Genomic DNA, 14,066 nt, shown 5'->3' with positions numbered 1-14,066 from the left:
GCTTCGGCCCGGACGCTCACGGTGCCGCCGGTGCCGGTGGTGACGAGACGGCTCTCGGCGGCCTGCGCCCGCGTGCTCGTGGTGATGATGTTGCGGGCGTAGGTCACCGCCGCGCTGATCGGCACGGCATTCGAGCCGGACCCGGCCACGGCGATCGCCGCCGAGGCCGCATTCGCCGTGATTGCTCCCGCGGCTTTCGCCGAGACGAGGATCGCATCGGCGGTCTGAAGGCCGCGATCGACGCTCTTCACGCTGGCCGAAACGTCGTTGGCGATGGTGTTGAGCGCAAGGCTGCCGCCGACGGAGATCGAGACCGCGTTGCCCGTCGCGGCGGCGAGCGCGAGGCTGGCCGACAGGGCTTGAACCGTGACCTCCGAGACGTCCTGCGCCGAGATCGTGGCGCTCGCAGCCTGGATTCCGGGCGTGAGACCCGTACGATCACCGTCGATCGAGGCCAGGGTCGCCAGACCGATGCTGTTCATCGCGAACGTGCCGCCGATGCTCACCGCACCGGCCTTGTCCCCGGACGCGGTCACGCCGGCCGCGATCGCGGCGATGTTGGCCGTGACGGTGTTGCCGCTGGTCGCCCCCACCGACAGCGCGCCGGTCGCCTTGACCGCGGTGCTGGCAAGCGCCGCCGAGACCCCGGCTCGGCCGCCGAGGACAGGCGTCTCGCCGACGCTGTGGTTCGCTTCGTCGTAGGCCGTCCAGCTTCCGATCGCGTTGTAGGCGATGGCGAGGCCGAGCGCGCCGGCGCCGCCGCTTTTGGCCCCACCGCCGACGGCGAGCGCCGCGCTGAGGATGTCCGACGTGATCGTCGCCGTGCTCGCGGCCTCGACGGAGACGGCGCCCTGCGCATCGATCGTGGCGTTCGTGGCCGAGGCCGTGGTGCTGCTGTTGATCTGGTTCACCGCCGCGACGCCGGCTCCGGCGACGCCGATGCCCTTCTCGCCGCCGACGCCCACGGCGATGCTCGCCGCCGCAGCCTTGGTGCTGATCGTCCCCGCGCGTGTGGCCGCCACGGTGACGCCACCCGCGAGCGTCGTCACCGTGGCGTCCGTGATGCTGGCGCTGACGTCGCCCGAGATCTTGTTGAGGGCAACGCTCGCCGCGAACGCGACGGAGAACGACGTCGTCGAGCCGAAGGCGGCGGCGATCGAGGCCGCGCCCACGGCCGCAGTGATGGCCGAGGTGTTGTCGGCCCGGACCGTGACGCTGCCGGCCTCGACAGCGACGGCGCCGAGAATCTGCGCCGCGGTGGCGATCGCGATGACGTTGCGGGCGACCGAGGCGTCCAGGCTCACGGAGACCGTCTTGTCGGATCCACTTGCCGAGACGCCGACGGAAACGGCGACCGTGGTGGCATCGATCACCTGGTTGGACGTTGCGGCGACGCGGACGGCCCCCGTCGCCCGGACGGGCGTGCCGGAAATCGTGGCGCGCACGGCGGCGCCGGCCGCGATCACGTTGTTGGAAACCGATGCGCCCACCGCGATACCGGTCGCCGTTCCCTGGGCCGATCCGCTGGCCGCGATCGACAGGGCGCCGGTCAGGGCCGCGATCTTGGCCGCGTCGCTCGCCAGGACTGCGAGGCTGCCGGCCTTGGGGTCGGCACCCGTCCCGTCGCCGACCTTCGACCCGGTCAGCTCGGCGACGGCCGAACCGCCGACCGTGTTGAGGGAAGCCGCGCCGCCGCCGGAGACGCCGAAGCCCTTGCCCTGACCGGACACCGCGGCCTCGACCGAGGCGGCGAAGGTCTGCGCGAAGATCTGCGCATTGCGGGTCGCCGACAGCGTCACCGCTCCGGAGGTCGCCAGATCGGCGACTTGGACGATGCGCGCGGTGACGTCGCTGCCGATCTCGTTGTTGGCCAGCGCCGCGCCGATGGCGACGCTCGGTTGCGTGCCCGAGCTGCTCGACTTGCCGGTCAGGTTCGCCGACACCGCGAGCGCGACGGACGTCGCCTTGATGTTCGCGCTGTCGGTCGCCGAGACCGTGATGCCCTCCGCGCCCGACGTCACCGCATCGTTCGTGCCGGTGCTGCCGTCGATCAGGGCGGTCGTGGTGACGACGATCTTGTTGCCGACATAGAGCCCGCCGCCGGCGCCGACCTCGTTGCTGCCAGCGCTCGGCTGGCCGCCGCCCGTCGAGGCGCCGACCGCCACCGCCGCCGCCAGCGTGTTCGCCGTGATGGAAGCCTGGGAGGTCGCCTCGACCAGAACCTTGCGGCCCGCTGTCAGGCGCGTCCCCGTCACGCCGGCCCGGATGTCGAAGGAACGGGTGATGCCGTCCTTGAAGTTCGTGCCGGTCGGCAGGCCGCTGCCGTAGAAGCCGATCATGTTGAAGGCGAGCGTCACGCCGATGGCGATCGCGTCCGACTCACCCTTGCCGATGACCACCGCCGCCGCGGCGGCCCGGATCTCAGCCTCGATCTTGGAGGCGCTGACGGCCGAGACGGTGATGTTGCCCTGTCCGCCCTCGCCGTTCGCATCCGGCGCGGTGTTGCCGTTCGCGGTGACCGTGGCGGTCTTGGTGTTGGCGATGCGGGCCTGGGCGCCCCCGAGGATGGTGTTGAAGCCGAGCGCGCCGCCGCCGGCAAAGCCGATGTTCTTCGCATCCTCAGTGCTGAGCAGCACCGCGATCGCCGTGGCCGTCGCCTTGGCGTTGATCTCCGCGCCGCTCTTGGCGATCACGCGCACGTCGCCCGCGCTCGCGGTCACCTCGCCGACCTCGTCGATGCCGGCGAGCAAGGTCTCGTCGACGATGGTGTTGCGGGCGATGCTGAGGGCGACCGAGACGGTGTGGCCGGTCTGGGCCGGCGTTTGGCCGCCGGTCGAGCCGCCTCCGGTGGAGTCGGGCGCGGTCGGCTGCGTCGACTGCATCCGGTAGGCCACCGAGGTCACGGGCGCCGTGACGACGGCGTCGATCTTCGACGTGCTGAGGGCGCTCACCGTCACGCCGGACGCCTTGACGCGGTCCATGCCCGACAGGGTCGCCGAGGTGGACAGGCGCGCGAAATTCAGGCCGACCACGGCCCCGACGCTGGTGACGGTCGAACCGACCGTGGTGACGGCGTTCTTGATCTCGGCCGTGATCTTCGCGTTCGACTGCGCAGCGACTTTGACGAGACCGGTGGCGTTGATCGGCTGCCCCGAGATCGAGGCCGTCGCCGCGAAGGTGTTGGCGCCCTGGAGGGTGGTGCCGAGATCGGTGCCGACGATCGCATCGGAGAGGTCGAACAGGATGTTCTGGCTCGACGTGCCGATCTTGTTGAAGGCCGCAACGACGCCGACGGCGGTGTCGGCGGATTCCACGATGCTGCTGACCGTCGCGGTGATCGCGCCGCTGTTCACGGCCTCGACCGTGACGTTGCCCACGGTTCGGCCGCTCCCGGCATCGCCGAGCTTCGAGCCGACGATGGTGGCGGTGCTGGAACCGGTGACGACGTTGGCCGCAATGACGGCGCCGACCGCGATGGCGCCCTTGTCTCCCGGCTTGGTGCCTGGCTTTAGCTTCGACTGAACCTTGCTCGTGACCGACGCGTCGATCTTGCCCGTCTGCTCCGCGGTGACCGAGATGTCGCCTGCCGACGTGACATCGGCGTTCTTGAGGCTTGCCTCCGCCGCGGAGCGCACGTCGTTCGAGACAAGGATGCCGCTGACCGCAACCGCGTAGGGCTTCGAGGCCGCCGCCGTGGACGCAGCGGGGGCCGACGGGGCCGGCGCGGTTCCGGACGACGCCGGATCCATGCTTTCGCCGAGGTTCAGCACACCCGGCGGCAGGAACTTGATGAACTCTCGGGCGGTGTTGAGGCGCCACTTCGTCGTGTCGGTGAAATCGACGTCCTTGAGGACGACAGGAGCATCCTCACCGATATAGACGTAGACCTTGTCAACGCCGTGAACTCTATCGACTGAGGTGTCCCAGTCGTAGACAAGATCGCCGAACTTGAGATCCTTCTCGCCGGAATATTTCGTATATTCGTAGTTCGACAGAATCTTATCGGCGAAATCCTCCACCAGCGACGCCTTCGTCAGGCTTGCCAGCGCCGAGAGCGCGTTCTTCGCGGAGATCGTGCCGGCGCTCTCGGCGCGGATGCTCAGCGCGCCGCCGGCATCGACCGTCTTTCCCGTGCCGGTGTTGTCGATCGTCGCGAGGGCGTGGGTGTTCACCATGTTGCCGGTGAGCACGAAGCCGAGCGCGAAGGCGTCGGCGTTTTTGAGGACGTTCTCGGACGAGCTCGATTTGTTGAGGATGGCCGACTTGATGCCCGCATCCGCCTTCGCGGCCACGGTGACGGCGCCGCCCGTCCCTGTCGTCACCGCGCTGCGCAGGATCTGCGCGCTGGCGCCGGCCGGATGGGTGTCGTTCTGGAAGGCTTCGGCGATCAGCGGCTGTCCGGTGATCGTGTCCGCGGCACGGAACAGGACGTTCTGATCCTTCCAGCCGACGGTGTTGAAGGCGAGCGTGAGCGCCAGGGCGGTGCCGTCGCTGGAGGCACTGGTCTTGTTGCTGGCGTCGATCGTGGCGGTGTTCGAGGCGGTCACCGACACACCGCCGACGCTCGTCCCGGCGGGGAGGTTCTGGCCGGTGACCACCGTGCTGTCGATGATCGCTGCGGCCGCCGAGCCCAGGACGCTGTTGGTGGCGATGATGCCGCCGAGCGCGAGGCTCTTCGTCTGGCTCTGCGTACCCGGCACGGCTGGGGTCGTGCCCGTTCCGGTCCCTGCGCCAGTCCCCGTTCCCGTGCCGGTCCCCGTGCCCACGGGTGCCGTCTTCTGGTAGGAATCGGCAGACTTCACCGTCGCCGCGCTGTCGGCGGTCGCGGTGATGGTCGCCGTCTCCTCCGCCTTCACCGTGACGGCCCCCGTCCCGGTAGCGATATCGGCTTTGGTGATCGTTGCGGCGGCGCCGCCGTGGACGCTGTTGACCACCACGAGGCCGCCGATGGCGAGCGCGACCGCGTTCTGCGGCATGACGGTCGGCTGGGGGTTGTTCGCAGACGAATCGCCCGCCGGCAACGGCGTGGTCGGATCGCTTGCCGCCGGCGCCGGCTGGGTCAGCGTGCCGGTCGTGCCTGGGATGACGAACTTGTCGGGGATGAAGTTCGAATCGAGAGCGCGCTTCCAGAGCGTCTTGTCACTGTAATCCTGTGCGGCGAGGTCGATCTTCGCCGCCTCGCCCATGTAGATGTAGATCTCGTTCGCGGAGTAGGAATCCGGCATGAACGCGATTTTGACCCAGTCGGCCTTACCGTCCGTCTTGCTGTTGAAGTCGATCTTGCTCGGCTGCTGCTTCAGCAGCGTCGTCTTACCGACGTACTTGTAGACCGAGTCCACTCCGACCACGTTGAGGCCGTCGTCCCAGACCGTATCTCCGGTCTTGACCGAGATCTCCGTGCCGTTGCTGGTCTTGTAGGGCGCGGCGTTGGCGCTCTTCGCGAAATCCTCGGCGATGCGCACGCGCGCCCCGAAGGTCACGTCCTGGAGGTTCTCGGTCTTCTTCACCTGACCGAACGCGGTCAGGTCGAGGATGGCGATCATGTCGGTGCTTAGACCGAACGGCGCGAGATAAGTGTTGAGCTTATCCCGCAGCCCCTCGACCACGGCCACGGCCTCGCGGTTGGCGCGCAGGATGGTGACCTGACGGCCGATCATCTCGCCGACGGTCTGGCGGGCCTCGATCGGGCTCGCCCGCAAGGCGGCATCGTCGATCAGCCCGAGAAGGGCGGCCTCCGCCGCATACTTGTAGGCGTCGTCGCGGGCGCCGTCGGCAACTTGGTTGTCGAGGACGTTGCCCATCGCCTGCTGGCGCAGGATCCGCTCGGCATTCGTGAGATTGATCTTGAGATCGGTGCGGTTGTCGGCCGGCACCTTATCGATCGCGGCCTTCATCGCGTCGGCCAGCGTGTTGTAGACGCTCTTGAGGTAATCGCTCGCCGCCGGGCGGCTCTTGAGCTGGAGCTGGGCGTTCTGGAAGAGTTGGGCGAACCGCTGCGGCTCCGCCTGCACGTCGAGGATCGCCTGTTTGATCTGGGCGACCTTGGCCCACATCTCGGCTTCGAGCTTGTTGAACTCGGCCGGCAGCAGATCCGCACGATTCTTGATCAGGTTCGACTGGATCGTCGCGGACTGGACCTCGTTCGGGTTGGTCGAGAAATCGGACGGCAGGAACTTGTTGAGCTTGGCCTGATTCGTCACCGTGCCGCCATCCGTCTTCACGACGGTGGAGTTCGTCACGATCTGCGCATTGGACGCGATGGTCGCGGCGTCTATCGCCGAGACGGTCACGGCATCGCCCGCGGTCACGGTCTTGCTCGTGTCGGCGGTGTTGTCGATCCGTGCGGTCGCGCTCCCGCTCACCTTGTTCGAGGCGAGCACCACGCCGAAGCCGGTGCCGCCCGAGCCCTTCATCGAGTCGGTGGAAGATTTGGCGGCATTGCTGACGGTGGCGTTGATCTTGGTGTTCGACGTCGCCGCCACGGTGATGTCGCCGCCGGCCTTGGCCTGGGACTGGACGATGGTCGCGGTTGCGCCCGACGTGGTCTCCTTACCGAAGGCGTCGGAGAGTTCCGGCGAACCGATCAGCGCGTCGATGGTGTTGAACAGGAGGTTCTGGGTCTCGTAGCCGACCGAGTTGAAGGCGAGCGTGACCGCCGCGGAGACGCCGCCCTGGCCACCGCCCGAAGTCGTCGACGAGGCGCGCAGACGCGCGTCGATCCCCGCCGTGTTCTCAGCCGTCACCGTGAGATCGCCGCGCACCGCCTCGACGGTCGCGCGCAGCACGGACGCCGTAGCACCGCCACGCACGACGTTGGTCGCGGCCAAGCCGTTGGCGGCAATCACGCTGCCGTCGCCTGGCGCGGTGCCGGCGGTCGTGCCCGCCGGCGGCTTCGAATTGAACGAGGCGCCGCCGGAAGCGGTCACCGTGCTGATCAGTTCGGCGGCGATGTCGGCCGCATCCTTGGCCGAGACCGTGAGATCGGCACTCGCCTTCACGGTCGCATCGGTGATGCGGGCGGTGGCGCCGCCGTTGACCTCGTTGAAGACGATCAGGCCACCGATGGACTTGGACGACGAGGCCGGGGTCCGGGTCGTCGAGGGCGGGGTGACGGTGCCGTTCGTCGCCGTGGCCGGCGCCGTAACGTCGGACACCTTGTCGATCGCCGGCATCACGGACCTGGCCGCCGCCGGGATCCAATTGTCGCTGGTATAGTCCGCCGTCTTGAGGTTCACGGACGTGTTGTCCGGGCCGCGATAAATATAGATCGTGCCAGCGTCACCCTTGGCGGTGGGGGTGTTGCGGAGCAGCACCGTCTCGCCGGTCCGCAGGAACGGAGCGCCGTCGTTCGAGCTGTATCGCGCCTTCAGGCGCGTGACCGTCGTGACGGTCTTCCCGTCCGCGGAGGTGACGGATTTCGACTCCGTGGTGGTGTCCGTCGGCGCGGGGGTGTTGGACGTCGAGGTCGATGCAGCCGTGGCGGGCTTGGTCGTGACCGTCGCGCCTTCGGAGACGGCGAACCATTTCGTCGCATCGGCGAAATTCGTGGTGGTAGCGCCGAGATCCAGCTTCGCCGCCGTGCCGATATAGATGTAGACCTGCCCCTTGATCGCCGGGGCTTCGCCCAGCGGCCCGGCAGAGCCGGTGTAGTCGTTGGCGAGGCGAACCCGGTCGCCGGTCTTCAGGGACCGCTGGCCCGACTTCGTCGTGTAGTCGTACATGTTCTGCGCGGTCGCGACGGCCTTCTTGGCCAGGTCGGCGACGCTGCCCGACACCGCGGACGAGGAGATGATCGTGCTCGACGCATCGATCCCGGCCTTGTTCGTCGCCGTGACGACGACGCTGCCGCCGGTCGAGGTCACGCTCGTCGAGGTGCTTGAGGGCGGCGCGGTCTCGTCCTCGGCGCCGATATAGGCTTCGGCCCGGGCGCTGACCTTGTTGGAGGCGAGGACGGCGCCGGCCGAGAGGCCCTGCGCTCCGGTCTCGGCCTTGTAGACGGTGGAGGCGCTGTCGGTCTGCGACACCTCGCTGCCGGCCACCGCCTTGATCTCGGCGCGGCTATCGGCGGCGACCGTGACGTCGCGTCCGGCGTTGATGGCGCCAGCGCCGGTGATGAAGGCCGTCGCCCCAGCGGCTTGCTCGGACCCGGTGGCGGTGGCGATCAGCGGATCGCCGACAATGGTGTCGACGGCGTTGAACAGGGGGTTCTGCTGGGCGAAGCCCACCGTGTTGAAGGCGAGGGTGAAGCCGAGCGCCGTGCTGCCCTCGCCGGCGGTCTTACCCTTCGCGCTGGCGTCGATGTCGGACGTGTTGGTGGCCGTGACCGTGACGGCGCCGCCGCTGCTGGTGCGCTCACCGTTGACGCTGCCGCCGTCGAGCTGCGTGTCCTTGATGAAGGCGGTGGCGCCGTTGAGCACGTTGTTGGAGACGAGCACGCCGTTGACCGCCGTGCCGCCGCGGATGACGCTCGTGTCGGTCGCCTTGATGGCACCCGTGGACTTGGCGGCGACGGTGACGTCGCCGCGGGCGACGAGGCCGGCGGCGACGATCGAGGCCTCGGCCCGGCCCGACACGTCGTTTCGCGAGAAGATTCCCCCGAGACCCTTGGAGGAGACCTTGCCGACCCGGGGCTGCGATCCGCTGGTGCCACCCGGCACCACATTGCTGGCGTCGAGCTTCTTCCACAGGGCGAAATCGCTGAAATTGAGCTTGGGATCGCTGGCCGGGAACTTCCCGTCCGAGCCCGGCGCCCCGGTCAACTTGCCGAGGTCGATCGCGGTCGTGAAGTCCTCGCCCATGTACTGGTACACGGCGCCCTTTTCGCCCTGCCCGCTCCACGAGTCGCCGAGGCGGATCTTGTCGCCGAACACGACCTTTCGTGCGCCGGACTTGGTCGTGTACTTGTAGTCGTTGAGCAGCGCGTCGGCCGACTTGTCGACGCCGCTGACGGAGCCGGTGCTCACGGCCTTGGCCGAGGCGCCCACCGTCGTCGTGCTGGCGATCCTTACGGTATCGGTCGCCGTCACGGTCACGTCGGTGCCGGAGATCGTCATCAGCGGCGCATCGATCGCGGCGCGCGCGGCGCCACTCACCCGGTTCATCGCGACGATGCCGGACACGGCCAGCGCATCGACGCTGGCGCCGCGGGCCGAGGCCGTCACCTTGTTGCCGAGCGTCGCGTCGATCTCGCCACCGGACACGGCGGTCGCGCTGACAGCGCCCTTGGCCGTGACCGCCGAGTTCTTGATCTCGGCCACGGCCTGCTGCGGCGCCGCGCTGCCGAGATTGGTTCCGACCAGGGCATCGAGCGTTGCGAAGCCGAGATTGCCCAGTTCGAACCCGATCGCGTTGAAGGCGAGCTGGATGCCGGCGGCCCGGGCCGTGGTGGTGGGCGGCTCCGCGGTTCCGGTCGTCGTGCCCGGCGTAGAAGTGCCGGTCGTGGACCCCGGCGTCGTGGTGCCGGTCGCGGCGGAGGTGCCGTCGGTGTTGGCCGGGCCGCTCGAGAGGGCGGTCACCTGCGCATCGACCTTGGAGGTGATGGAGCCTCCGGTCGTGGCCTTGACCGAGACGGCACCGTCGTCGCCCGTCGACTCGACGGTCGAATCGACGATGCGGGCCGAAGCCGTGGAGAGGATGGCGTTGGTGGCGATCACCGCGTTGACCGCCAGGGCATTCGAGGCGGAGGTCTGCGTGCCGTTGGTGCCGGTTCCACTGCGATCGAAGATCGAGGTCCGGCCGGGGACCGGGCTCGGCGTACCGGTACCCGGCGTGCCGCCCGTCGTCTGGCCTTGCTGGTCGCGGATGGTGGCGACCGCCTCGACGGTGGCATCGGCCTTCGCCGTGATCACCGCGCTGCGCTCGGCGGTGACGGAGACGCTGCCGGCCTTGACCTTCGCGTTACCGGAGATGATCGCCGTCGCGCCGCCGCGGATGTCGTTGCGCGAGACGATGCCGCCCGCCGAGGTCGCGCCGGAGCCCGTGGTCTTGCTCGGCTGGGTCTCGCCGTCGCCGACGCGGCGCCAGTAGTCGCGGTCGCCGTAGGGTTGTTCCTTGAGCGACGTCTTGAAGCCGTCGGTCCCCATCCAGGCGTAAACGGCGCCCTTCTCCCCGATCTTCTGCCACGTCGTCGTATCGGTGAAATCGGCGCCGGCGAGATCAATCGGTGCCGAGGCGGTCTTCGGCTTGTAGAAGTAGTAGGTGTTGGGCTCGCCCTTGCCCGAGGGATGGCCGGGGCTGACGAGCACCAAGACGCCCGGCGCGATGCTCTGCATCGTCGGCGACGGAGCCGGCAGCCGGCCGGCGATCGCGTCCTTGGCGGGGACGGGCAGCGCCCCCTTCACCCGCTCCAGGCGCGAGGCGGAGTTCAGCGCGCCGGGGAAATCGAGGACGACGCGCTTGCCGAGCTTGAGCTCGACATCCCCGCTCTTGCTCGCCTTGAAGTCGAACGCGGTGCGCTTGAGGTTCGGGTCGAGGCCGCCGTCACTCGCGGCCTGGCTGGAGGCGACGAGCTTCACGTTGGCGTTGATCGTCGCCCGGTCCGAGGCGAAGACGTCGAGCGCGCCGGTGCCGGTCACGTCGGCGGCGGTGGTGCCGCTCGGCTTCGTCAGCGCCACGATCTCGGCCGAGGCCGCCCGGGCGATCCGGTTCGTGGAAATGATGCCGCCGATGCTGGCGGTCCCAGCGGAGGCGACGTTGTTCTGCGTGGCGACTGCCGGCTTCTTGATGTTGTTGAGCGCCTGCCGCTTGATGTCGGCCTTGATGTCTTCGAGGAGCGTCTGCTCCGGCGTCTTGTTGGCGATGGTGTTGCTGACGGTGGCGTTGACGGTCCCCGCACTCGCCGCGGTGACCTGCAGGCGTCCGCCCGACTCGACTTTCGCCCCCTCGATCCGCGCACGGATCGTCTGCGTCGCCGTGGCGGTCAGCAGGCCCGTGCCGAGGATGGCGTCGACCGAGGCGCTGAGGATCTTCGGGATGATGCTCGACGAGCCCATCCCGTTGAGCCGGTAGCCGACGATGTTGAAGGCCGCAGCGGCGCCGATGGCCGGAACCGTGACGACGAGCTGCCCGTCGCGCGAGGCGGAATCGACGGTGGTCCGGGCGCGGGCATCGACGTTCGAGATGTCGGCGGCGCTGACGACGACGTCGCCGGTCGTGGCCTTCACGCTGCCGCCGCTGACGGTGGCCTCGGTGCTGCCGAGGACGATGTTAACGGCGATGGTGCCCGCCGCGCCGAGGATGCTGGCAACGCCCGTCGCCTGGGCCTCGGCCGTCAGTTCGAGGGCGTTCTGGGCGATGAGCGTGACGTCGGTGGCCGCGCTCGTCTCGCTGTCCGTCAGCGCGGCCGTGACGTCGCGCTCGGCGAGGTTGATCGCCGAACCGCGGCCCAGGCCGAGGAACTCGCGGTCCGTCTTCTCCTTCGCCGCCAGCTCCGCCAGTTGCTCGGGCGTCATATCCGGTGTGGTGGTGTCCTGCAGCGTGTCCGTCTCCACCGGCTCGGCGATGGCGGAGGCCGTGGCGGTGTCGATCGCCGTGACCGACAGCGCGCCCGTGCGGGCCAGCAGGCGCGAGGCCGCGACCGTCGCGGTCGTGCTGCCCTTCAGACTGTTCTGCGCCTGGATCGCCCGCGTCTCGATCGACGTGTCGTTGCCGGCGGCGGCCCGCAGCGACGCGGCGGCGATGGAGACGCCGCGCACGGCCACACGCACGGTGTCGTCGACGGAGGTCTCCGCGTAGCCCGTCTTGATCGGCGCGGGCAGCGAGCCGTCATCCGGCTCGCCGTCGAGTCCGTCGCCGCCATCGCCGGCGATCTGCTTGGTCGAATCCTGCGGGTCGGGCGCCTGGGTCGCCGCGCGGATGCGAGTGGTGATCGTGCCGGAATTGCCGGCCTGGAGCGCCACCGCCCCAGCCGCGTCGATGATCTTCGCGGCGGCGGCATCCGGCGCCGTGTCGGGCAGGGCCGCGCCCTGGTCCAGGCCGAGATCGACCGCGGTGACGCGCTTGACGTCCTGCTCGGCGCTCAGGGCAAAGGGGTTGAGCATACCCGGCAGATCGAGCGTGCGGCCGAGGGCCGGCACCTTCACGCCGTCCGTGGCGACCAGCCGCGTCCGCACGTTGGTCTCGTCGGTCGCCGCCATCAGGAGGGCGGCATCGCTTCCCGCGACGGTTCCGGCGCCGGTCTGCCGCACCTGCCCGGTGGCGGCGACGGAGACGCGCGTCTCGTTGTCGATCGAGGTTTTCGCCTTCTTGATGAAGCCCTTGACGGCTAGTTCGGCGATCGAGTCGTCCTGACCGTCGCTTGTCGAGCTAAGGACGGCACCGAGATCCGCCTCGCCCTTCAGGATCGCGGACAGCGTCTCTTCGGTCAGCTTGGCCGCGTTGGTGATGGTCTCGGCGCCCGGCAGGACGAGGCCGATCGCCTTGATGACGACGTTCGCCTGCGTGTCGGCGGCGAGCTTCACGGTTCCGCCGTTCACGGCGCCCTGGGCGCCGACGGTGACCGTCGAGATGTTCTTCTGTGTCACCGAGACGCCCCGCAACTGCGAGGCGAGCGTCGAGGTCAAGGTCGCGGAATTGACGACGTTGGTGGTGAGCGCGGCCAAGCCCGCGGTCTCGATCCGGCCGGACAGGCTGATCGTTGCGGCGGTGGCTGCATCGACCGACAGCTTCGCCGTGTTGGCGTTCGTGTCACCGTTGGCGACTGTGGTCGAGCTCGTGACCGCGATCGCCACCGAGGCGCCGCTGATCACCGCGTCCCTGCTGACGACGACGCCCATCTTGGCGGCGCTGGTGACCTCCGCGTTGCTGCCGGCGGTGGGCAGAACGGGCGTCACCACGGCCCCGAGCTTGAAGTCGACGCTGTCCCTGGCCTTGATCTGAGCTGCTTCCGCGACGGTCAGGCTGTTGTCGCCCTCCGCACCGCGGAACGTGACCGCGAGAGACCCGGCGAGGGCTTCGAGGTTCTTGTTCAGGCTGATCGTGTCGTCGCCATCCCCGCCGTCGAAGGTCAGGTCGATGTTGCCGGTGGCCACCTGCAGCGCGGTGTCGAAGACGATGCTGTCGGCGCCCGCCCCGCCCGAGACGGTGAAGGACGGCCCCGGCGGCAATGTCGCGAGACGCAGCGTGTCGTTGCCGCTGCCGAGCAGGACGCCCAGATTCGTCGCTGGCGCCGTGAAGGCGACCGCTGCGAAGGTCGCCGCCGCGCCATCCGCCGCGCTCGACCGCTCTAGGACGTATCTGTCCGGGTTCGAGGCCGACCGCTTCAACGTCGCGTCGATGCTTGTCGTCAGCGCCGAGAAATCGATCTTGAGGCTGCCCTTGCCACCCTCGAAGGCGCCGTCGAGGATGCCCGTCGAGGATCCGGCGATCAGGGTGTCGTCGGCTCCGGCGGCACCGATGAGGTTACCGATGCCGGCGAAATTGCCCTCGAACTTGCCAGCCTTGATCGTGCCGGTGTTCTCGCTTCCGAGAGTGAAGGTCGCGCCGGCGCTGTCACCGCTCTTGGCGCGGTTGAGAAGTTCGATCGTGTCTCCGTTGTCGGTCGCGCCGCCATCGTTCGCGGGGTCGTCGAAGAGCAGCGTCGGCTTCGTGCTGCCGGTCAGCCGCTCGAACGACGCGACGTCGACGACGATGTGATCCTTCTTGCTCGTCCCCGTGATCGTGAACGCGCTGTTCGTCGAGCTGACATCGCCGAAGGTGTGAAGCTGGGCGCCCTTCGCACCGTTGGTGTAGGCGAAGACCTGAACCTGCTGAACCTTGTCCGCTTCCGTCGTCGCGGCGAGATTCGTCTCGATCAGCTCGACGAGCACTTGGTGCTCCGCCGCCTGCGGATCGAACGATTTGGTGATCTCGTAGATCGCAGTGCCGTCGAGCAGGACGCGCGGCTCGAGCGGGTCGAAGATCAGCCGGTCGCGGTTGAACAGGCGGTCGGCCTTCGCCTTGAGGTGCAGCACGAGCTGCCGCTTCGACGGGCGCGGCGCGCGCGGCGTCTCCGCGACGGCCAGTCGGGCACGATCGCGACGGCGGAACAGGGGGCCCCAGAAGCCTTCCGACTTGAACGGAAAAGCCAT

Annotated in this window: 1 protein-coding gene (cut by a window edge); it reads right to left on the bottom strand. The window is 68.8% G+C overall.

The window, feature by feature from the left end; genetic code table 11:
* Window positions 1-14,066, bottom strand: the 5' portion of a protein-coding gene (locus ASF53_RS26110; protein WP_056192506.1) for an LEPR-XLL domain-containing protein. 28,561 nt of this gene lie to the left of the window's left edge; the window shows 14,066 of its 42,627 coding nt (coding positions 1-14,066); it begins with the start codon at window positions 14,064-14,066; its stop codon lies off the left edge, out of view.

Source organism: Methylobacterium sp. Leaf123 (genome assembly GCF_001423405.1).
Taxonomy (GTDB): Bacteria; Pseudomonadota; Alphaproteobacteria; order Rhizobiales; family Beijerinckiaceae; genus Methylobacterium.
The sequence above is the reverse complement of the archived record's forward strand: the minus strand, read 5'-3'. Positions and strand labels throughout refer to the sequence as shown.